General features: G+C 74.2%; 18 protein-coding genes and 1 tRNA gene. 8 read left to right on the top strand and 11 right to left on the bottom strand.

Annotated elements, in window-relative coordinates; all coding sequences use genetic code 11:
• Nucleotides 1-116: 116 nt before the first annotated feature.
• A complete protein-coding gene (locus tag ACFVGO_RS35205; protein ID WP_359910546.1) occupies nt 117-335 on the bottom strand; it encodes a cation transporter in 219 nt (72 codons plus the stop codon).
• 182 nt (nt 336-517) lie between these two features.
• Between ACFVGO_RS35205 and ACFVGO_RS35200 the strand changes: the two genes are divergently transcribed.
• Entirely contained in the window at nt 518-1,690 is a 1,173-nt protein-coding gene (locus tag ACFVGO_RS35200; protein ID WP_380356372.1) for a PP2C family protein-serine/threonine phosphatase, read from the top strand.
• 265 nt (nt 1,691-1,955) lie between these two features.
• Here the strand turns inward: ACFVGO_RS35200 and dhaL are convergent, their stop codons facing one another.
• Nucleotides 1,956-2,582 (bottom strand): dihydroxyacetone kinase subunit DhaL, encoded by a 627-nt coding sequence (dhaL, locus tag ACFVGO_RS35195; RefSeq protein ID WP_380636192.1) that lies wholly within the window; start codon nt 2,580-2,582, stop codon nt 1,956-1,958.
• Between the two features lie 20 nt (nt 2,583-2,602).
• Entirely contained in the window at nt 2,603-3,595 is a 993-nt protein-coding gene (gene dhaK, locus ACFVGO_RS35190; RefSeq protein ID WP_380636190.1) for a dihydroxyacetone kinase subunit DhaK, read from the bottom strand.
• Nucleotides 3,596-3,752: 157 nt separating this feature from the next.
• Between dhaK and dhaM the strand changes: the two genes are divergently transcribed.
• Nucleotides 3,753-4,145, top strand: coding sequence for a dihydroxyacetone kinase phosphoryl donor subunit DhaM (gene dhaM, locus ACFVGO_RS35185; protein ID WP_359910558.1), 393 nt, complete (start codon nt 3,753-3,755; stop codon nt 4,143-4,145).
• 60 nt (nt 4,146-4,205) lie between these two features.
• Here the strand turns inward: dhaM and ACFVGO_RS35180 are convergent, their stop codons facing one another.
• The gene (locus tag ACFVGO_RS35180) at nt 4,206-5,918 is read right to left on the bottom strand and encodes a bifunctional 3'-5' exonuclease/DNA polymerase (protein ID WP_359910561.1); all 1,713 of its coding nucleotides are present in this window, start codon (nt 5,916-5,918) and stop codon (nt 4,206-4,208) included.
• Between the two features lie 242 nt (nt 5,919-6,160).
• Between ACFVGO_RS35180 and ACFVGO_RS35175 the strand changes: the two genes are divergently transcribed.
• A complete protein-coding gene (locus ACFVGO_RS35175; protein ID WP_359910564.1) occupies nt 6,161-8,185 on the top strand; it encodes a M3 family metallopeptidase in 2,025 nt (674 codons plus the stop codon).
• Between the two features lie 72 nt (nt 8,186-8,257).
• Here the strand turns inward: ACFVGO_RS35175 and ACFVGO_RS35170 are convergent, their stop codons facing one another.
• Nucleotides 8,258-9,715: a cellulase family glycosylhydrolase gene (locus ACFVGO_RS35170; protein ID WP_359910566.1), complete on the bottom strand. Its 1,458-nt coding sequence runs from the start codon at nt 9,713-9,715 to the stop codon at nt 8,258-8,260.
• A 166-nt stretch (nt 9,716-9,881) separates the two neighbouring features.
• Nucleotides 9,882-10,505 carry a TetR family transcriptional regulator gene (locus ACFVGO_RS35165; RefSeq protein WP_359910569.1) on the bottom strand — a complete coding sequence of 208 codons (624 nt, stop codon included), beginning with the start codon at nt 10,503-10,505 and terminating at the stop codon, nt 9,882-9,884.
• Nucleotides 10,506-10,639: 134 nt separating this feature from the next.
• On the opposite strand from ACFVGO_RS35165, the gene ACFVGO_RS35160 reads away from it, so the two are divergent.
• Entirely contained in the window at nt 10,640-11,866 is a 1,227-nt protein-coding gene (locus tag ACFVGO_RS35160) for an acyl-CoA dehydrogenase family protein (protein WP_359910572.1), read from the top strand.
• A gap of 1 nt (nt 11,867) precedes the next feature.
• Here the strand turns inward: ACFVGO_RS35160 and ACFVGO_RS35155 are convergent, their stop codons facing one another.
• From ACFVGO_RS35155 to ACFVGO_RS35145, 3 genes are all read right to left on the bottom strand, one after another.
• The gene (locus ACFVGO_RS35155) at nt 11,868-12,479 is read right to left on the bottom strand and encodes a phosphatase PAP2 family protein (protein ID WP_359910575.1); all 612 of its coding nucleotides are present in this window, start codon (nt 12,477-12,479) and stop codon (nt 11,868-11,870) included.
• 84 nt (nt 12,480-12,563) lie between these two features.
• Nucleotides 12,564-13,373, bottom strand: a complete 810-nt coding sequence (locus ACFVGO_RS35150; protein ID WP_359910578.1) for an enoyl-CoA hydratase/isomerase family protein — start codon at nt 13,371-13,373, stop codon at nt 12,564-12,566.
• Between the two features lie 35 nt (nt 13,374-13,408).
• Nucleotides 13,409-14,098 (bottom strand): TetR family transcriptional regulator, encoded by a 690-nt coding sequence (locus tag ACFVGO_RS35145; RefSeq protein WP_359910581.1) that lies wholly within the window; start codon nt 14,096-14,098, stop codon nt 13,409-13,411.
• 187 nt (nt 14,099-14,285) lie between these two features.
• On the opposite strand from ACFVGO_RS35145, the gene ACFVGO_RS35140 reads away from it, so the two are divergent.
• Nucleotides 14,286-15,896 (top strand): MFS transporter, encoded by a 1,611-nt coding sequence (locus tag ACFVGO_RS35140; protein ID WP_380636184.1) that lies wholly within the window; start codon nt 14,286-14,288, stop codon nt 15,894-15,896.
• 87 nt (nt 15,897-15,983) lie between these two features.
• On the opposite strand, the gene ACFVGO_RS35135 is transcribed toward ACFVGO_RS35140, so the two are convergent.
• Nucleotides 15,984-16,538, bottom strand: a complete 555-nt coding sequence (locus tag ACFVGO_RS35135; RefSeq protein ID WP_380636182.1) for a GNAT family N-acetyltransferase — start codon at nt 16,536-16,538, stop codon at nt 15,984-15,986.
• A 75-nt stretch (nt 16,539-16,613) separates the two neighbouring features.
• Here ACFVGO_RS35135 and ACFVGO_RS35130 point away from each other — a divergent pair, with 75 nt between their 5' ends.
• Nucleotides 16,614-17,219 (top strand): TetR/AcrR family transcriptional regulator, encoded by a 606-nt coding sequence (locus ACFVGO_RS35130; RefSeq protein WP_380636180.1) that lies wholly within the window; start codon nt 16,614-16,616, stop codon nt 17,217-17,219.
• Nucleotides 17,220-17,533: 314 nt separating this feature from the next.
• Here ACFVGO_RS35130 and ACFVGO_RS35125 read toward each other — a convergent pair.
• A tRNA-Arg gene (locus ACFVGO_RS35125) sits at nt 17,534-17,609 on the bottom strand.
• 657 nt (nt 17,610-18,266) lie between these two features.
• Between ACFVGO_RS35125 and ACFVGO_RS35120 the strand changes: the two genes are divergently transcribed.
• A complete protein-coding gene (locus ACFVGO_RS35120) occupies nt 18,267-18,887 on the top strand; it encodes a single-stranded DNA-binding protein (protein WP_380636178.1) in 621 nt (206 codons plus the stop codon).
• A 357-nt stretch (nt 18,888-19,244) separates the two neighbouring features.
• Nucleotides 19,245-20,699, top strand: a complete 1,455-nt coding sequence (locus ACFVGO_RS35115) for a Cys-Gln thioester bond-forming surface protein (protein WP_359910596.1) — start codon at nt 19,245-19,247, stop codon at nt 20,697-20,699.
• The last annotated feature ends 180 nt before the right edge of the window (nt 20,700-20,879 follow it).

Below are 20,879 nucleotides of genomic sequence, written 5' to 3'. Positions count from 1 at the left end.
AAAAAGCCGAACCGGGTCCCGGCCCCCAGGGTTTGGGGGGGATGTTTTCGTGCGGATGGGCTCTTTGGTCGGGGGGCTGGTGGGGGCGCCGCGGCGCCCCCGCCGTGCCGGGTGGGTCAGGCGCTGCGGCCGACCAGCTCGTAGCCGGCCTCGTCGATCGCGGCGCGCACCTGCTCGTCGTCCAACGGGGCGGCGGAGGAGATCGTCACGGTACCGGCGGTGGAGTCGGCGGCGACCCCGGTGACCCCGGCCAGCGCGGAGACCTCCTCGCTGATCGCCTTCTCGCAGTGGCCGCAGCTCATGCCGGACACGGTGTAGGTGACGGTGGTGGACATCGGAGGCCTCCGGGAGGTCCGGGCGGCCCGGGTGTTCGTCCGGGACGCGGCGCTGGCAACGGCTCTTGCGACAACACCATACCCCTCCAGGGTATTCCCGGAGACGGCGGGGCGGAATGCTCCGCAGCGCGGGGAGCCGGGCCGGTCGGGCCTCCTCCGTGATCGTCCCTTATGTTCGATATGTGTTTCCGCTCCGCCGCGCCCAGTCTCCCTCGGCCCCCACGGCAGCCGGACTGCCGCCGGACCGGCAGCGCGGCGCCCTGCTCGCCGCCGACCTCCAGGACGTCCCGTTCTGGCGGCGCGCCACGCCCGCGCTGATCGCCGTCCTGCTGGTCGGGCTCGCGGACTTCCTCTCCGGCAAGGACCGCTACCTGGCTCCGCTGATGACCGTGGTGCCGACCATCGCGGCGCTGACCCTGAAACCCGGCGAGCTGCTCCTGGTCTGCGCGTTCGGGCTGGTCACGGTGTTCGGGCTCAGCCACTACGACGAGGTCGACAACATCAACGACGCCCGCTTCCTGTACGGGGCGATGGTCAGCTACGTCGTCCTGACGCTGTTCTCGGCCTGGGTCGCCAAGATCCGGATGCGGCGCGCGGCGGCCTTCGCGGCCGTCAGCTCCGTCGCCGAGGCCGCCCAGCGGGCGCTGCTGCAGCTGCCCGGGCCGACCGTCGGACCGCTGCGGCTCGCGGTGCGGTACGTGTCGGCGGCGGACGCCTCACGGATCGGCGGCGACCTGTACTCGGTGCTGGAGACGCCGCACGGCACCCGGGTCGCGGTCGGGGACGTCCGGGGCAAGGGACTGGCGGCGGTGCAGACCGCGGCCGTGGTGCTGGGCGCGTTCCGCGAGGCGGCCTACGACGAGGCCGGGCTGCGGGGCGTCGCGGCGCGGATCGAGGCCAGCGTCGAACGGCACGTGCCGGACGGGGAGTTCACCACGGCACTGTTCGCGGAGTTCCGTACGCCGGGGGCGATGGAACTGCTGCAGTACGGCCACGTGCCGCCGATCCGGGTGGACCCCGAGGGGCGGGCGCAGGTGCTGCACGCGCCCGACCCCTGGGTGCCGCTGGGCCTCGGCCGGCTGGCGGCGGGGGAGCCGACCACCTGGGGGCAGCCGTTCGGCGAGGAGGACGTGCTGGTGCTCTGCACGGACGGGGTGATCGAGGCGCGGCACCGCACGAGCGGGGAGTTCTACCCGCTGGCGGAGCGGGTCGGGCAGCTGGTGCGGGGAGCCGCGCGCTCGGAGGGGGAGCTGGAGGCCGCGGTGGGCCGGGTGTACGCGGACCTGCTGGCGCACACCGGCGGGGAGCTGCGGGACGACGCGTTGCTCCTGCTGATCGCGCGGACGGACGGGTGAGGGGCCCCTGCGGGGCGGGCTTGTGGGTGGGGGCTTTCGGGAGGGTGGGGGCGGGGCGGCTCCGGGGGTGGCCGCTCCGAGGGGCTGGATGATTTTCAGACTGCCGACTTTGGGGGTGGGGGTTGGCCGCCGTTGGCAGTCTGAAAATCACCCGCAACGCCCCTCTCCGGGCCACCCCCTGCGCCGCCCCTTCCGCAGCGCGTCCCTCTCGCTGGGTTGGGTGAGGGGGAGGTGGGTGGGGGTGGTTGCTGTGGGTGGGTGAGGGTCAGGCGGCGGTGACGTCGGCGAGGGCGCGGAAGACGAGGGCCGTGGAGGCGGCACCCGGGTCCTGGTGGCCGATGCTGCGTTCGCCCAGGTAGGAGGCGCGGCCCTTGCGGGCCCGGAGGGGGACGGTGTCGCGGGCGCCCTGCTCGGCGGCGTCGGCGGCCGCCGACGCCGCCGAGGGGAGGCCGGCGCCGGTGGCGGCCGCCGCGCGGAACGCGGCGACGGCCGGGGTCCAGGCGTCCACGATGGTCTTGTCGCCGGGTTCGGCCTTGCCGAGGAGGCGGACCGCGTCCAGGCCCGCCGACAGGGCCTCGGCGACGTCGGCCGGACCGGCCGGTTCGGGCAGGGCGGCGCCGATGGCGCGGAAGGCCTTGCCGTAGAGCGGGCCGGAGGCGCCGCCGACCTTGGAGATGAGCGTGCTGCCGGTCCTGGTGAGGACGGCGCCGGGGCCGGCCGGCCGGAGGCCGTCCAGGGCGGTCAGGGCGGCGGCGAAGCCGCGCCGGAGGTTGCTGCCGTGGTCGCCGTCGCCGATCGCGGAGTCCAGCTCGGTGAGCCGGGACTGCTCCTTCTCGACGGCCGCGGCGATCGCTCGGATCCAGGCCTCGGCCAGCGGGGTGTCGAAGTCCATCGGGTCTCCTTCGGTGCGGCTCAGCGCTTGAGGGCGGGGGTGTCGACCGGGGCGTCCCAGAGCTCCAGCAGCTGGGCGTCGGCCTTGGTGAGGGTGAGCGAGAAGCCCGCCATGTCGAGGCTGGTGACGTAGTTGCCGACCAGGCTGCGGGCCACCGTGATGCCGCGCTCGGCGAGCCTGACGGCGACCTCGCCGTAGACCACGTACAGCTCCAGCAGCGGGGTCGCGCCGAGGCCGTTGAGCAGGGCGATCACCTCGTCGCCCGGGGTCAGGTGGTGGTCGGCCAGGACGGTCTCGACCACCTCGGCGGCCAGCTCGCGGGCCGGGCGGAGCTTCTCCCGCCGGCGGCCGGGCTCGCCGTGGATGCCGACGCCGACCTCGATCTCGTCCTCGGGCAGGTCGAAGCCGGGCTTGCCGGCGGCCGGGACGGTGGCCGCGGTGAGCGCGATCGCGAAGGAGCGGGAGGCGGCGTTGACCCGCTCGCCCAGGGCGGCGACCTCGTCCAGCGGGGCTCCGCGCTCGGCCAGCGCGCCGGCCGTCTTCTCCACCAGCACGGTCGCGCCGGTGCCCCGGCGCCCGGCCGTCCAGGTGGAGTCCTCGACCGCGACGTCGTCGTTGACCAGGACGGTGCGGACCTCCAGGCCCTCCTCGGCGGCGAGTTCGGCGGCGAGCTCGAAGTTCATCACGTCGCCGGTGTAGTTCTTCACCACGAAGACCACGCCGGCGCCGTTCTCCACGGCCTTGGCGGCGGCCAGCATCTGGTCCGGGACGGGCGAGGTGAACACCTCGCCGGGGCAGGCGGCGTCGAGCATGCCCGGGCCGACGAAGCCGCCGTGCAGCGGCTCGTGGCCGGAGCCGCCGCCGGAGATCAGTGCGACCTTGGGACCGGCCGGGCGGGCGGCCCGGGTGATCACCCGGTTGGGGACGTCCACCGCCAGCTCCGGATGGGCGGCGGCGATTCCGGCCAGCGCGTCCTCCAGGACGCTCTCCGGGGTGTTGATCAGCTTCTTCAACGCTCTTCGCTCCCTTGGTGACCGGGGTGAGGACGCCACGGCGGTCGATGCCGTGGACCCGACGCTACGCCAGACGGGGGTGGGGGGCACGGGGTGCGACACGCGGGATTCCGATCACTCTCCCGGAGCAGTCGGTTCCGGCCGTAGGGTCGGCCGCATGAGTGAGAACGTGGGCATTGTTCTGGTCTCGCACAGCGCCCGGCTCGCGGAGGGGCTGCGCGAGCTGCTCGGCGAACTCGCCCCGGACGGCGTGCGGGTGGTCGTCGCGGGCGGCACCGAGGACGGTGGGCTCGGCACCAGCTACGACCTGATCGCCGGGGCGATCGCGCGGGCCGACGCCGGGGCGGGCGTGGTCGTGCTGCCGGACCTCGGCAGCTCGGTGCTCACCGCCGTCACGGTGCTGGAGGACGAGCCGCGCCCGGGCGTGCGGCTGGCGGACGCGCCGTTCGTGGAGGGCGCGGTGGCCGCCGCCGTCACCGCCTCGACCGGGGCGGACCTGGCCGAGGTGGTCGCGGCGGCCGAGGACGCGCGCGGGTTCAGGAAGCTCTGAGCGTCCGGAGTCCGCTCACTCGGAGTCCGCTCACTCGGAGCCCGCTCACGTGGAGCCCGCTCACTTGGCGTCCGCGTAGCAGTCCACCACCGCCGTGCTGAGCGGGAAGCGCACCGGGGTGTCGCCGAACACCAGCCGGCGGGCCTCCTCGGCCGACTCGGCGACGGCGGCGGCCACCTCGTCGGCGAGGTTCGCCGGGGTGTGCACGACCACCTCGTCGTGCTGGAAGAACACCAGGTGCGGGCGGTCCGCCGGGCCGGACGCCGGCAGGTCGTTCAGCCGGCGGCGCAGCGCGGCGAGCAGGGCCAGCGCCCAGTCGGCGGCGCTGGCCTGGATGACGAAGTTGCGGGTGAACCGGCCGCGGGCGCGGGCGGTGCGGCCACCGGCCTCGCCCGCGGCGTCCCCCTCGGTGAGGTCGAGGAAGTCGGCGGAGGCCGGCGGGCAGACCCGGCCGAGCCGGGAGGCGACCACACCGCCGTCCTCGCCGGTGCGGGCGGCGGCCTCGACGTAGCCCATCGCGGCCGGGTAGCGCCGGTGCAGGGTGTTGAGCAGCGGGCCGATGTCGCCGCTGGTCTGGCCGTACATGGCGCCGAGCAGGCCGAGCTTGGCCTTGTCCCGGTCGCCCTGGAAGGCGTGGGCGGCGAGCGCCTCGTACAGGTCGCCGCCGGCGGCGGTGCGGGCCAGCCCGGCGTCCTGGGAGAGCGCGGCGAGCACCCGGGGCTCCAGCTGGGCGGCGTCGGCGACGACCAGCAGCCAGCCCGGGTCGGCGACCACGGCGCGGCGCAGGATCCGCGGGATCTGCAGGGCGCCGCCGCCGCGGCTGGCCCAGCGGCCGGAGACCACGCCGCCGACCACGTACTCGGGCCGGAAGCGGCCGCCGCGGGCCCAGGCGTCCTGCCAGGCCCAGCCGTGCGCGACGTGGATCCGGGACAGCTCCTTGTAGCGGACCAGCAGCTGTGCGGCCGGGTGGTCGATGCCCTTGAGCTCCCAGGAGCGGGTGGAGCCGAGCTGGATGCCCGCCTCGGCGAAGGCGCGCAGCACCTGGGTGTGGGAGTCGGGGTTGAAGGGCTTGGCGCCGAGCGCCTGCTGGAGGTCGACGGCGAGCTCGGCGAGGATCCTGGGCTGGGTGCCGGGGACGGTCGGGCGGGGGCCGAGCAGCTCGGTGAGCAGGTGGTCGTGGACGTCGGCCCGCCAGGGCAGGCCGTCGTGGGCCATCTCGGCGGCCACCAGGGCGCCGGCCGACTCGGCGGCGACCAGCAGCCGGAACCGCTGCCGGGCGCCCGGGTCGGCGAGGGCGGCGATCCGGCGCTGCTGTTCCGCGTGGACGGCGACCACGGCCGCCAACGGGTCGGCGCCGGGCGGCAGTTGCAGCCGGTCGGGGGCGAACAGGGTGTCCTGGCCGTCGTCGGCGTCGGACAGGCCCGGTTCGGGCAGGTCCGCCGGGACGGGCAGGCCGCGCAGCCGGGCCCAGGCGGCGCCGAGCGACCGGGGCGCGCCGAACCGGCCCTCGTGCGCCAGCAGCAGCGCTTCGACCAGCCGCAGGTCGTGGCAGCGGGCGAGCCGGTCGGGCAGCTTCGGCAGCAGCGGGGCGTACCCGGAGTCGGTGGCGGCCCAGACCCAGCGCGGGTGGTCGGCGGCCTCCCGGGCGGCGACGGCGGTGGCGAGGTCGCGGACGGCCTCCGGCGGGCCGAGCGGGGCGCCCGCGTCGTCCAGTGCCTGGAGCCGGCCGCCGGGGCCGTGCGGGTCGGGCGCGAGGGCGGTCCTGGGTGCCACGGGGGCTGCTCCTCTCCGGCGCGCGGTCGGGCGTGCGGGGACGGGTACGGGGGGTGCGGGCCCGCGGGCGGGCGCGCGGCGGCCCGCGACCGACGGGCCCGCGCCGTCGACGTTAACGGGTGGGTGTGACAACGCGCGGCAGGCGGGCACGGCGGCGCCCGGCGGGACGGGCCCCGGCGGGTGTTCCGCAGGGGTGGTGAACCGCGTGGGCAGCGCGGGTGACACGGCGTAGGGTTCGCGAAATGACCGAGAACCCGTTCTTCCAGGCCAGTCCGCTGGTCTACGAGCTCCCGCCGTTCGCCGAGATCCGCGAGGAGCACTACCTGCCCGCGTACGAGCGGGGAATGGCCGAGCAGCTGGCCGAGATCGCGGCGATCACCGCCGACCGGAGCCTGCCGACCTTCGAGAACACCCTGGTGGCCCTGGAGCGCTCCGGGGAGCTGCTGCGCCGGGTCGACGCGGTGTTCCGCAACCAGTCCTCCTCGGACACCACCGACGTGCTGGACGAGGTGGAGGCGAAGGTCAGCCCGCTGCTCGCCGCCCACCACGACGCCATCCACCTGGACCTCGCGCTGTTCGCCCGGATCGAGGCGCTCCACGAGGCCCGCGCCGGGCTCGGACTGGACCCGGAGTCGCTGCGGCTGCTGGAGCGCCGGTACACCGCCTTCGTGCGCTCCGGTGCCCGGCTGGGCGAGGCCGAGCAGGCCCGGCTGCGCGAGCTGAACGCCGAACTCGCGGCGCTCGGAACGACGTTCCAGCAGAACGTGAACGCCGCCACCCGCTCCGCCGCGCTGGTGCTGGAATCCGCCGGGGAACTGGCCGGACTGTCCGAGGGCGCCGTCGCCGGGGCCGCGGAGAACGCCCGGGTGCTCGGCCGCCCGGGCGGCTACGTGCTGAGCCTGCGGAGCACCTCCGGCCAGGCCGAGCTGGCCCGGCTCGACGACCGCTCGGTGCGCGAGCGGCTGCTGGCCGCCTCGCTCGGCCGGGGCGCCGAGGACAACGGCCCGCTGGCGATCCGGATGGCGGCGCTGCGCGCCGAGCGGGCCGCGCTGCTGGGGTACCCGAGCCACGCCGCGTACGTGGTGGCGGACGAGACGTCCGGCACCGTCGAGGCGGTCTCCGGCCTGCTGTCCCGGCTGGTCGGCCCGGCCGTGGCGATGGCCCGGCGGGAGGCCGGGGAGCTGGCCCGGGCGGCCGCCGCGGACGGGATCGGGGAGCTCGCCGCGCACGACTGGGCGTACTACTCGGAGAAGGTCCGGCAGAGCTCCTACCAGGTGGACGCGGCGGTGCTGCGCCCGTACTTCGAGCTGGAGCGGGTGCTGCGGGACGGCGTCTTCTTCGCCGCGAACCTGGCGTACGGGGTGAGCTTCACCGAGCGGCCGGACCTGACGGCCCACCACCCGGACGCCCGGGTCTTCGAGGTGTTCGAGGAGGACGGCAGCCCGCTGGGCCTGTTCATCGGCGACTTCCACGCCCGGGCGTCCAAGCGCGGCGGCGCCTGGATGGACGCGCTGGTCTCCCAGTCCGGGCTGACCGGGCAGCGGTCGGTGGTGCTGAACAACCTCAACATCCCGCGTCCGGCGCCCGGCGAGCCGGTGCTGATGGACTGGGACGAGGTGCGCACGCTGTTCCACGAGTTCGGGCACGCGCTGCACGGGCTGTTCTCGGACGTGCGCTACCCGCTGTTCTCGGGCACCTCGGTGCCCCGGGACTTCGTCGAGTTCCCCTCGCAGGTCAACGAGATGTGGATGGTCCGGCCCGAGGTGCTGGCCAACTACGCCCGCCACCACGCGACCGGGGAGCCGCTGCCGGCCGAGCTGGTCGAGCGGATGACGGCGGCCGAGGGCTTCGGGCAGGGCTTCCGGACGGTCGAGTACCTGGCGGCCACGCTGCTGGACTGGGCCTGGCACACCGTGCCGCAGGGCGAGGAGATCGCGGACGCCGAGGAGTTCGAGGCGCGGGCGCTCGCGGCGGCCGGGATCGCGGTGGACGCGATCCCGCCGCGCTACCGGACGGCGTACTTCCAGCACATCTTCTCCAGCGGCTACAGCGCGGCGTACTACGCGTACATCTGGTCGGAGGTGCTGGACGCCGACACCGTGCAGTGGTTCGAGGGCAACGGGCGCCCGGTGCGGGAGAGCGGCGAGCTGTTCCGGCGGGAGCTGCTGGCGCGCGGGTTCAGCCGGGACCCGCTGGAGTCCTTCCGCGCGGTGGTCGGCCGGGCGCCGGAGACCGGGCCGCTGCTGGCCCGCCGGGGACTGGCGTGACCGGCCCGCGCATGCTGCTCGGCCCGGTCGTTCCGCTCGGCCCGCTTGTTCCGTTCGTTCCGCTCGGCCCGCTCATCGAGCGGTGAGCGTGACCGTCACGGTTGTGCCCCGGTGGGCGTGCGGGAGCCGGACACGTACGGTTCCCGCCCGCCCGCCGGTCGGCTGTTCGACCTCGACCCGGGCGCCGGCGGGGGCGACGGTGACATCGGCCCCGCGCGGGAACGCGGCCGGGGGCAGCAGGATCTCGCTGCCGCGCCCGGTGCCGTCCGAGCGCCAGCCCACGGTGGTGGCGGCCGTCCGGACCTCGGTGCCCGCGACGGCCACCGGGTACGGGCCGAAGGCGGGTTCGTCGCCGGGGGCGGGGCGTCCGGCCGGGTCGAGCGCGCAGTAGCCGCCGTTGCCCCGGCACCAGTACCACATCGTCCAGCCCTCGGCGAAGCCCTCCATCGCGGCGACCTGACGGCGGACCAGCTCGGCGTTGCCCGGGGTGCGGGAGTTCGGCGGGCCCCACTCGCCGACCAGGACGGGCAGGCGGTGGGCGGCCGGGTAGCCGGTGATCGCGGCGGTGTACTGCTCCACGAAGCCGCCGGCCGGGTCCCAGTCGGCGCCGCCCTCGACCGCGGTGTCGTAGAAGTGCGGCGCGTAGCCGAGCCGGGGTGCGCCGGGGCGCGGGTCGGCGAAGCCGGGCAGCCGGGTGGGCACGCCCTGGCCGACCAGCACGGTCGGCTCCACGAACAGCCAGGAGCGGGAGTCGACCCGGCGCACGGCCGTGATCAGGCGGCGGTACATGTCGGCGAGCCGGCCCTGCTCCAGGGCGGCCGAGGCGGCGGCCAGCACGGCCGGGTCGCTCGGGTCGCCGTCCACCGGGCCGAACGGCTCGTTGAACAGGTCGTAGCCCAGCAGTGAGCTGTGGCCGCGCAGTTCGCGGGCGAGCCGGGTGTAGAAGTCGGCCTGCCAGGCGCGCAGGTCGGGGTCGTCGTAGAGGTGCCGGAAGGCGGCCTGGACGGCGGGCTGGAAGTAGCCGGCGAACCAGTCGTCCGGGTCGGGGGTGAACGGCAGGTCGTCGTCCCGGGTGGCCCAGACGGGCACGCCGTTGGTGCCGCCGCCGAACTTCGGCCCGTAGACGTCCTGGTGGAAGTCGATCAGGACCAGCAGGCCCAGCCGGTCGGCCCGGTCGAGGAGCCGCCGCACGCGCTGCAGTTCGGCGGGGTCGAGGCGGCCCCGCTCGGGCTCCAGCCTCGTCCAGGAGACCGGCAGCCGGACCAGGGTGAAGCCCTGGGCGGCGACGGAGTCGAGGTCGGCGGGGGTGGCCTCGGCGTACTTGTCGAGGTTGAAGCCGCGCAGCCGCAGCCGGCGGCCCTGGACGTCGGTGAGGGAGGTGCGGCCGTCGGCGGCGGTGACCGTGCCGGTGGGGAAGCGGTCCGGGGCGGGGGAACGGCCCGGCTGCCCGCCGTGGGCCGAGGCCGGGACGGCGGTGAGGACGGCGGTGGCGGCGAGCAGCAGGGCGACGGCGGTGCGGCGCAGGCGCATCGGGGACCTCGCACGGCAGGGGTGGGGGTGGGGCCCGATGATGCCCGGACTGTCGTGCGCGGCACAAGAGTTCGGGCACCGGGCGGTTCCCCCGGCGGTCGGCGGACGGCGGACGGCGCGGGGGAGGGGCGCTCCGGTCGGCGGACGCTGTCGGGCGACGCGGGCCTCAGTCGGCGGTCGGCTCGGGTGCGGTCGGTGGGACGGCGGTCGGCAGGTCCGCGGCGGCGGCGAGCCGGCCCCAGAGCAGGTCGGCCAGCGCCTGCACCATCCGGGTGCGGGAGCAGGGCCTGGTCTCCAGCCACCAGTCCCCGGCGGCCAGCACCATGCCGGTGATGCCGCGGCCCCAGGCTTCGGCGAGCAGGTCGCGGTCGGCGCCGAGGTCGACCTGGCTCTGCACGGCCCGGGTGATCTCCTCGGCGATCTGCTTGAGCGCGGGGGCGAGCGCGTTGCCCGCGCTGCTGGGGTCGCCGGGCTCGGGGTGGGTGAGCAGCCGGTAGACCTGGGGGCGGGCCTCGATGCCGGCGAGGTAGGTGTCCAGGACGTGTTCGACCCGGTCGCGGCGTTCCAGCGGCTCGGCGAGGGCGGCCCGGACGGCGGCGAGCAGCCCGCCGGTGTGACGTTCGGTCAGGGCTCTGATCAGGCCGTTCCGGTCGCCGAAGTGGCGGTAGAGGATCGGTTTGGTGATCCCGGCCTCGGCGGCGATGGCGTTCATGCTGGCGCTCGGCCCCTCGCGCTGGATGACCCGGTCGGCGGCGTTGAGCAGTTGCTCGCGGCGGGGCTCTCGGGACATGCGCTGCTCCTCGGGATCGGGTTCGGCGGGGTCTGCCTGGGCGTTGACACCGGTTACCAATCAGTAGCAGACTCCCACGATGTTACCCGAGGTAACACCCCGGTCGGCCGCACACGTCTTCGGAGGCACGCACCATGAGCAGCACGTTCTCGCTGGACCCGGGCGCGGACCAGCTCGCCGTACGCGACTGGCTGCACGGCTTCGCCGCCGACGTGATGCGCCCGGCCGCGGCCGAGTGGGACGAGCGCGAGGAGACCCCCTGGCCGGTCATCCAGGAGGCCGCCAAGCTGGGCATCTACTCGCTGGACTTCTACGCCCAGCAGTACTTCGACCCCTCCGGCGTCGGCATCCCGATCGCCATGGAGGAACTGTTCTGGGGCGACGCCGGCATCGGGCTGTCCATCGTCGGCACCACCCTGGCCGCCGTCGCGGTGCTGGCCAACGGCACCGACGAGCAGATCGGCACCTGGACCCCGCAGATGTTCGGCACGCCGGAGGACGTCAAGGTGGCGGCCTTCTGCTCCTCCGAGCCGGACGCCGGCTCCGACGTCTCGGCGCTGCGCACCCGGGCGGTGTACGACGAGGCCGCGGACGAGTGGGTGCTGAACGGCACCAAGACCTGGGCCACCAACGGCGGGATAGCCGCCGTCCACGTGGTGGTCGCCACCGTCGACCCGGCGCTCGGCGCGAAGGGCCAGGCCTCCTTCGTCGTCCCGCCCGGCACCCCCGGACTGAGCCAGGGCCAGAAGTTCAAGAAGCACGGCATCCGCGCCTCGCACACCGCCGAGGTCGTGCTGGACGGCGTCCGGGTGCCCGGCAGCTGCCTGCTCGGCGGCAAGGAGAAGCTGGACGAGCGCCTGGCCCGGGCCCGCGAGGGCGTCAAGCGCCCGGGGGGCAGGGGCAACGCGGCGATGGCCACCTTCGAGGCCTCCCGCCCGGCCGTCGGCGCGCAGGCGATCGGCATCGCCCGGGCCGCGTACGAGGTGGCGCTGGACTACGCGAGGACGCGCGAGCAGTTCGGCCGGCCGATCATCGACAACCAGGGCGTGGCCTTCCAGCTCGCCGACATGAGGACCCGGATCGACGCGGCCCGGCTGCTGGTGTGGCGGGCCTCCTGGATGGCGGCCGACAACCAGCCCTTCACGGCGGCCGAGGGCTCGATGTCCAAGCTGTACGCCGGTGAGACCGCCAAGTTCGTGACCGCGCAGGCGATGCAGATCCTCGGCGGCAACGGCTTCACCCGGGAGTACCCGGTGGAGCGGATGCACCGGGACAGCGCGATCTACTCGATCTTCGAGGGGACCAGCGAGATCCAGCGGCTGGTGATCGCCCGGGCGATCTCGGGGGTGCCGATCCGCTGACTCAGCGGGCCAGCCAGAAGGTGAGCCCGGCGGTGAGCGCGCCCACCGCCGCGCCGACGACCGTCTGCGCGGCGGTGTGGTCCCGCAGCACCACCCGGGACCAGCCGATCGCCGGAACCAGCGGAGCGAGCAGCAGCCAGAGCGGGCCCAGTGCGATGGCGAGGCAGACCACCGCGCCGGTGGCCACGGCGGTGTGGACGGAGACCTTCCACCAGGCGGTGATCACCAGGATCGGGACCAGCGAGGCGAACATCGCCAGGACCAGCGCGGTCAGGTCGGTCGGGGCGTCCAGACCGATCATCACCGCGAAGCTGAGCAGCACCGAGCCCATGATGAGCGGGAAGACGGTCAGCCGGCGCTGCCGGTGGCCGACGTGGCGGTCCGCCACGGTGCCCTTGCGCATGCCGTGCCGGATGATCAGGGTCGGGACGACGGCGGCGAACAGGACGGCGAACAGCGCCCAGCCGATGCCCGGCAGGCCGTAGCGGAGGCCGCCCAGCACCGGGAGCAGCGCGACGATCACGTTCTTCGGCTCCAGGCCGTCGGTGATCCGGCGGGCCCAGATCGTCCGGCTGGTGGGGGCGGCGGGCGCGGCCTCGGCCTCGGTCGTCATCGGGGTGGGTGCTCCGGGGGCGTGAAGGGGCGGACGGGGCGGACGGGGTCGTACGGGGTCGTACGGGTGGTGGTGCGGCCCGGCTCAGAACCGGGCGGGGCGGCCCTCCAGGAAGGCCGTCAGGCCCTCGCGGATGTCCGAGCCCTCCCGGGCGCGGAGCAGCCAGGGGGCCAGGACCTCGTCCGCCCGCTCGGGCGGGGCGTCCAGGACGGCCTTGGCCGCGCCGATGGTCTGGGTCGAGCGGAGGGTCAGCACCCGGGCGAAGTCCAGTGCGGCGGCGTCCAGTTCGGCGTCCGGCAGGACGCGTTCGGCGAGGCCCAGCGGCAGGGCGTCCCGGCCGGCCACCAACTCGCCGGAGAACAGCAGGTACTTGGCCCGGGCCGGGCCGATCAGCCGGGACAGCCGTACGGTCGGCACCGCCGAGTAGACCACGCCGAGCTTGGCCGGGGTGATCCCGAGCCGGGCGTCCTCGGCGACGAACCGCAGGTCGCAGGCGACGGCGAGCTGGCAGCCGCCGCCGACGCAGGCGCCGTGCACCACGGCGAGGGTCGGGTGCGGGAAGGCCGCCAGCGCCTCCTCGGCGGCGACGTTGGTCGCGTGGTAGGCCTCCGCGCGGTCCGGATCGCCGTACACCTCGGAGAGTTCGGCGATGTCCGCGCCCGCGCTGAAGGTGTTGCCGGCGCCGGTGAGCAGCAGGACGCGCACGCCCTCGTGGCCGGCCAACTGCTCCAGCACCTTGGGCAGCGCCTGCCAGATCGCCAGGGTCACCGCGTTGCGGCGGTGCGGGCGGGCGAACTCCAGGACGGCGACGCCGTCCTCGCCGACGTACGCGTTGAGGCCCTCGGCCTGCGCGGGCAGGGCGGAGCGGTCCCGCGTGAGCAGCGGCTGGTCCATGCGCACCTCCGGTCGGTCGTGGTGCGCCAACTCTCTCAGGCGGCGCGGGTGCAGTAGTCGCCGAGGCCGTGTTCGAGCAGGGCGAAGGCGCGGCGGGCCTCCTCCAGCGCGGTGGGCAGGGCGTCGGCGGCCCGCTCGCCGGCGAGCATCCGCCGGTGGTTGGCGGCGATCAGCGCGACCCGGACGGCCAGCGCCTGGGCGGTGGCGACCCGGGCGGTGAGCTCGTCGTGGGCCGGGTCCTGGGCGATCAGTTCGGCTGAGAGCGCGGCGTGCGCCAGCAGGTCGAAGCCGTGGGTGGCCCGGGCGGTCAGTGCCGGGGTGCGGTGGATCAGCCGGACCACGTCGAGCACGATCCGGTCGTCGTTCAGCCCGGAGGCCGGGTCGAAGCGCTCCAGCGCGGCGAGGAACTGCTCGCGCAGCGCCGTCGCCGCGGAGCTGCCCGGGGCGCGGTCGCGCACCGCCCGGGCGGGCTCGTCGAGGTGCTGCTCCATCGGGCGCATGACCAGCTCTTCCTTGGTGGGGAAGTAGTTGAAGACGGTCATCTTGGACACCTCGGCGGCGGCGGCGATCTCCGCGACCGAGACCTGGTCGAAGCCGCGCTCGGTGAACAGCGCGATGGCCGTGCGGAAGATCCGCATGCCGGTCTGGAGCTTCTTGCGCTCGCGCAGCGGGAGCGCGTCCAGGTCGACGTCGGAGCCGGGGTCCTGTGCGGGTCGCATCGCCATGCTGGGGACTGTACCAGGCTCAAATGTTGACCAGTCCGAAAGATTGGTCGGGTAGAAAGATTGGCCAGGCTGAAAGATTGGTCGGGATGAAGAATTGACCGGGTACAAAAATGCTGCCATGGTGAGGACGCGCCGCCGGCCGTCCCGGCCCCGACGCGAACTCGACCGACCCTGGGGGGACTTGACCATGGCCACCGCCGTACCCGCACCGCCCGACGCCACCGCGCCGATGACACCCGGCCGACGCAGGGCGGGCATGCTGCTCTGCCTGGTCACGATCGTGCTGGCCGTGCTCGACATGAACATCGTCTCGGCGGCCACCGTGCCGATCGTCCGCGACCTCGACCCGGTCCACGGCGTCGACCGGCTGCCCTGGCTGATCAGCGCGTTCGCCCTCGCCGCCACCGCGCTGCTGCCGCTCTACGGCAAGCTGTGCGACTCCTACGGCGCCAAGCGCGTGCTCCTCGGGGCGGTCGCCACCTTCACGCTCGGTTCGGCGCTGTGCGGAGCGGCGCAGTCGATGGGCCAGCTGATCGCCTTCCGGGCCGTCCAGGGCATCGGCGGCGGCGGGCTGATGAGCGTCACCATGGTCGTCATCGCCCAGTTCAAGGAGCCGGGCGGGCGCGCCAACGCCAAGGGCAGCGCCATGGGCGGGATCGTCGCGGGGCTGGGCATGTCGGTCGGCCCGCTGGTCGGGGGGCTGCTCGCCGACCACGTCAGCTGGCGCTGGATCTTCTACGTCAACCTGCCGCTCTGCCTGGTGGTGCTGGTCGGTGTCGCCCTGGTGATCAGGCTGCCGAGGGCGACCGGCCGCGGTGGCCTGGACTTCCTCGGCTCCGCCCTGGCCGCGGCGTTCGCGGTCGGGCTGCTGCTGGTCACCGAGTGGGGCGGCAAGGACTACGCCTGGACGTCCCCGGTGATCCTCGGGCTGGCCTTCGGCACGCTCGCCGCGTTCGGCCTCTTCCTGTGGCGCCAGGCCGTCGCCGCCGCGCCGGTGCTGCCGCTGTCGCTGTTCCGGATCCCGGTGGTGCGGCTGGGCTTCGCGATCCAGGGCCTGGTCGGAATGGGCATGATCGGCGCGATCGTCCAGGTGATGCTCTACCTCCAGCTCGCCCGGGGCGTCGCCCCGACCACCGCCAGCCTGTACCTGATCCCGATGGCGGCCGGGATGACGGTCTCCGGCCTGGCCGTCGGCCGGCTGCTCGCCCGGGGCCACTCGCTGGGGACCTTCCTGCTGGCCGGCGCGGGCTGCGCGGCGCTCGCCCTGCTGCTGCTCGGCCTGAGCGGACCGACCACCGCGCTGCCCGCGGTGATGGCCGAACTCGCCCTGCTGGGCTGCGGGTTGGGTCAGCTGATCGGCCAGCTGATCGTGGTGGTGCAGCAGGCCGCGCCGGTGCACCAGCTGGGCGTGGCGACCACCGGCATCCGGTTCTTCCAGAACCTCGGCAACGCGCTGGGGGCGGCGGTGTTCGGCACCGTGCTGACCAGGGTCTTCGCGGACGGCGAGCAGGGCCGGCCGCTGGGCGCCGTCCGGACGCTCACCGGGGCCGCGCGCGAGCACGCGGTGCGCAGCTTCACCGACGCCGTGGACGTGGTCTTCCTGTCGGCCGGCGGGGTGCTGGTGCTGGTGGTGCTGCTGGTGTGGCGGCTGCGGGTGGTCGGCGGCGCGGTCCTGGACGGGGACGCGGCCCAGGACGCGGATGCGGGTGCGGTCCCGGGTGCCGGCGAGGGCGAGGCCGCCGAGCAGCCGGCCGGGGTGGCGGCGGAGCGCCCGGCGGTCGGGGCCCGGGCGGCCTGAGCGAGGGGTTCGAGCGGGGCGGCGTCCGAGCGGCGGGGCCCGGTGACACGGAGGTGTCCACCGGGCCCCGCCGCTGTCGCGGGCGGCTCAGCCCTTGGTGGCGGCCGTCCACTCGGAGGCCAGGATGGCCCAGATCTCCTTGTCGTAGCGGACCCCGTTGTACGGGTACCACTCGCGCAGTACGCCGTCGCGGGTCATGCCGACCCGCTCGGCGACGGCCCGGCTGCGGGCGTTGACGGAGGAGCACCACCACTCGGCGCGGTGCATGCCGCGGGTGGCGAAGGCGTAGTCGAGCAGCAGCTTGACGGCGGCGGTGATCAGCCCGTGGCCCTCGCCGGCCGGTTCCGTCCAGGCGCCGATCTCGCAGACGCCGGACCGGGCGTCGAAGCTCACGAACATCACGCCGCCGACCAGCGTGCCGTCCAGCCAGATGCCGTAGATCCGCTTCTGGTCGGCGTTCTGGCCGTCGGAGTAGCGCTGGAGGGTGGCGCGGGCGGAGTCCAGGTCGACCGAGAAGGTCGCCCAGGGGATCCACGGGTCGGTGTGGGCGCGGGCGCGGTCGAGGTGGGTCAGGAACTCGGGGGCCTGCCAGGGCTCCAGCGGGCGCAGTTCGGCGTTCTCGGTGAGCGGTACGGCAAACACGGGCGGCCTTTCACGGGTGGTGCTGAGGTTGGCGGAACCATTCATAACAAACGTTTGGTATGTACGATAGCCCCCATGACACCGGCCCGTGGAGACCATGACGCCCGACGCTCGGATGTTTCCGAGGGGGTGTGGCGGGTGCTCTCCACCCGGGGCTTCGAGGGGCTGACCCTGCGCGCGGTGGCCGCCGAACTGGGTGCCTCCACCGGGATGCTGACGCACTACTTCCCGAACAAGCGGGCGCTGCTCAGCCATGCGCTGGAGGAGCTGGACCGGCGCTCGCTGGCCCGGCCCCGGCGCACCGACCCGGCCGACGGCCCGCCGCCGGCCGGGCTGGCCCGGGTGCGGGCCTCGCTCCTGGACGTGCTGCCGCTGGACGGCGAGGCCGCGGCCGACAACCGGATCTGGGTCGGCTCCTGGGACCACGCCCTGGCCGACCCGGAGCTGGCGGCCGCGCACGCGGGCCGCTACGCGCGTTCGCGCACCGCGCTCACGGAGCACGTCGCGGACGCCCAGCGGCTGGGGGAGCTCCCGGCGCAGGCCGACCCGGCGGCGCTCGCCGCGGGGGCGCAGGCCTTCGTGCTGGGTCTGGTGGTGCAGGCGCTGTTCGCTCCGGAGGAGTTCCCGGCGGAGCGGCAGGCGGAGCTGCTGGACGCCTATCTGGCCGGGCTGGCGGGCTAGGCGGGCAGGCGGGCAGGCGGGCCGGAGCCGGAGTGCGCCGGTCCGGTCCGGTCGGGTCCGGTCCGGTCCGGTTGGGTTCGGCTCGGCCGTCGAGGGCGGCGCGTGCTCCGGCCTGTGCGGGGCGGGGGATTCACCGGGAATTCCGGTTGTTCCGATTGGCCCCGTTTTCGGTCCTGTTTCACGGCGGCCGCGATACGCATCGTCACGAGTTCTGCGCGAAGGGTGCGCGGAACGGTTGGTGTACGGGATGACCGGGTGGTCCGGAGCGAACACGGATGGTGTTCGTCGGAGCGGTGGCCTGCGCAATTGCCGGATGGTGCCCCCAGCAGGATTCGAACCTGCGACCTACCGCTTAGAAGGCGGGTGCTCTATCCGCTGAGCTATGGGGGCGGGACGGGCGGCGCCCTGGCGGGCGCGACCGTGGCCGGGATCGGGCTGGCGGGCGCCGGGGCGCGCGCTGTCCGGCCCCGTACCTGAGGGTGGGGGTGGGGGTGGTGGGCCCTCGCCCTGTCGGGGACAGGATAAGGGTGACCGCTTCCCCGGCCGGGTGCGACGACACCGCCGTTGGTGTGTCGGTTCGGTGGAGCGGTCCGATAATCGCAGGTGAAGGCCGTGAGTGCAGCGGTCTGGGAGTGTTCCGCGCCGGACGTTGTGCAGTCGTTACGGGGCTGCCTCCTCACCCGTTATGGATTCGGCACGGAGAATGTGCCGCCGACGGAGCGGGTGGGGGGCCTTTATCGCCGTTGCGCCGGTCGGATGACGTGCGCGGACGGCCGTCCGGGTGCGTTCCGGAGCCTGTTCCCCGGTGGCTTCCGGGGCGTGCCGGCGGGGCGGCGAGCAGCGGGTTTGTTGTCATGGCCGCGAAGATTCGGGCCGTGCGGAGGCTGCGGGAGGCTGAAATTCACCCCTGCGAGTGACAAAAGTTTCCACAGGCCCGAGTTATCCACAGGATTTCGGAACTCGGTGGCCGGGATTTCCCCCGAAGTGCACGCTCAAGGCGCACCGGTCGATTCCGTACGGTGCATCGGCGGGAACGGAGGGTGTGCCGTGAACGAGACGCATGTGACGGTGGTCGGCAATGTGGCGACGGAGGTGAGCTACGGCGAAACCGGCGGCGGGGTGCCGATGGCCAACTTCCGGCTCGCCTGCACGGAACGGCGGTACGACCGGCAGCGCGAGTGCTGGGTGGACGGCGAGACGCAGTGGGTGACGGTGACGGCCTGGCGGGCGCTGGCGGTCAATCTGATCGGCTCGCTGGCCAAGGGCGATCCGGTGCTGGTGAGCGGCCGGCTGCGGGTGCGGGAGTGGGCGGACGGGGAGGCGAAGCGCAGCCGGGCCGAGATCGACGCGCGATCGGTCGGACACGACCTCACCCGTGGTACCACGGCGTTCCGGTGGGCGGCGGGGGTGCGCGGGCAGCCGCCGGGCGGCCCCGGGCCGGTCGGGGCGGAGGCCGGTGACGAGGTGGTGCCGGAGTGGATCGTCAGCGCGGTGGAGGCGCGCAGGGGCTCCGTGCCGCGGCCCGGGGCGGGCTCCCCGGCGGCTCCGGTGGCTGTGGCGGCACCCGCCGTGCGGGCGCTGCCGCCCGGCGGGGGGCCGGTCGCGGGGGAGCCGGGGGAGGTGGACGGGAGGGCACGGGGAGGTGGCGCCGCGGATGTGTCGACCTGACCGGTCGGGTGACCTTCCCTGTCGACAAATATGTTGATCGAGAACGTCGTTGCGCCCGCACGCGCAATCCGACCGCATAACAGAAAACCGTCCGTGAGTTTCTGCCGGGCCGTCAGCTTGTGTGGGACCTGAGGGGATTGATAACGATCCAGATACGGAATCGTCCTGATTTCGCATGGGGGTTTCGGGGCCTCCGGGGCTCAATAGGATTCGTCTGGTTCATACCCGCAGCAGTGCCACAGGGGGCACGCGCGGATCGGCAAGTCGGCGGGGACTGCCCACTCGGTGCGGCCCGGCCCGGAGGGATCCCAGATGTTCCAGAGGCAGGGGCTGAGTCTGTCCCGGATAACCACTGTCATGCTCACGACCAGCTTGGCGCTGGGCGGAGGCCTGTTCGCGGCCGGTGCGGCGGCCGCGGCCGGCGCGGCCGGCGCACCGACCTCGGGCGTGACCGCCGAGGTCCAGAACGAGATGCTCGGCGAGAAGATCGACGTCGAGGGCAAGGGAACCGTCGACGGCGGCCTGTTCACCCTCAAGACGGACGCGGGCGAGAAGCTCCGGACGTACTGCATCGACTTCGACAACCCGGTCTACCTGGACAGCAACGCCAAGTACCACGAGGCGGACTGGGCCGCGAGCTCGCTCAACAGCAACGCGAACGCCCCCAAGATCCGCTGGATCCTGGACAACTCGTACCCGCAGGCCAGCCTGGCCTCCCTGGCCACGGCCATCCACGTCGACGGTCTGAGCGAGGCGGACGCCGCCGCGGGCACCCAGGCCGCGATCTGGAAGTTCTCGGACAACAAGAACGCCGTCCCGCGCAACGACAAGGCCAAGAAGCTCCGCGACTACCTGGTCGGCGACGCCAACAAGGGCGTCGCGGCCGAGCCGAAGCCCTCGCTGACCCTCGCCCCGGACTCGGTCTCCGGCAAGTCGGGCGGCAAGCTCGGCCCGTTCCTGCTGAACTCCAGCGCGAACGAGGTCAAGCTGACCGTCACCGGCGACGCCGCGGACAAGGTCAAGCTGCTGGACAAGGACAACAAGCCGGTCGGTGGCGCCCTGGCGGGCCCGATCAACAAGGACACCCCGCTGTACCTGGACGTGCCGGCCGGCACCCCGGACGGCAAGGCCGCCATCAACGCCACCGCCGAGGCCACCGTGCTCAGCGGCCGGGTCTTCATGAGCAAGGTGGACAACCGCGGCCGCCACAGCCAGACCATGATCCTGGCCGGCTCCACCAAGGTGAACGTCGCGGCCGGCGCCAAGGCCACCTGGAAGCAGGGCAAGGGCGCGCTGATCGACAGCTCCGCCAAGGAGGAGTGCGCCGCCGGCGGCGTGCGGGTGTCCGTCGCCAACACCGGTGACGAGGCGGCCACCGTCACGGTCGGCAAGCAGCAGGTCGCCGTCCAGCCGGGCAAGACCGAGAGCGTGCTCGTCAAGGTCGAGGAGAAGGCGAGCTACGACTTCACCGTGACCGGCCCGAACGGCTACTCCAAGCAGTTCACCGGCGTCCTGGACTGCAAGACCGGCGTGACCCCGACCCCGGCGCCGACCACCCCGGCCACCCCGGCCGCGACCGGCACCCCGTCCGGCGGCCCGTCCGTGACCCCGTCGGGCACCCCGAGCACCGGTGCCGGCCAGCCGACCCCGGCGACCACCAGCGCCGCCCCCGGCACCGGTGGCCTGGCCCAGACCGGTGCCAATGACACCACCCCGATCCTCGCCGCCGTCGCCGGTGGCCTGGTCGTGGCCGGTGGCGCCGCCGTCTTCGTCCTGCGCCGCCGCGGCCGTCACGGTCGCACCACCGCCTGAACCGACTGAACCGCCCGAGCGGGCCGGGAGGCGCTGACCTCCCGAGACCCTGAGAGCGGAAACCGGCCCGGGGGGGACGCCCCCCGCCGGGGGGGCGGGACTCGTCCTTTTCTTGGGGGGGGGGGGGGGAGAGGGGTGGGGGGGCAGGGATGGGGGGGGGGGGATTCTGGCACGCCTCCC

This window comes from Kitasatospora sp. NPDC057738 (assembly GCF_042798815.1).
GTDB classification, from domain to species: Bacteria; Actinomycetota; Actinomycetes; order Streptomycetales; family Streptomycetaceae; genus Kitasatospora; species Kitasatospora lactacystinica.
This window is presented reverse-complemented; position numbering and strand designations above follow the sequence as displayed.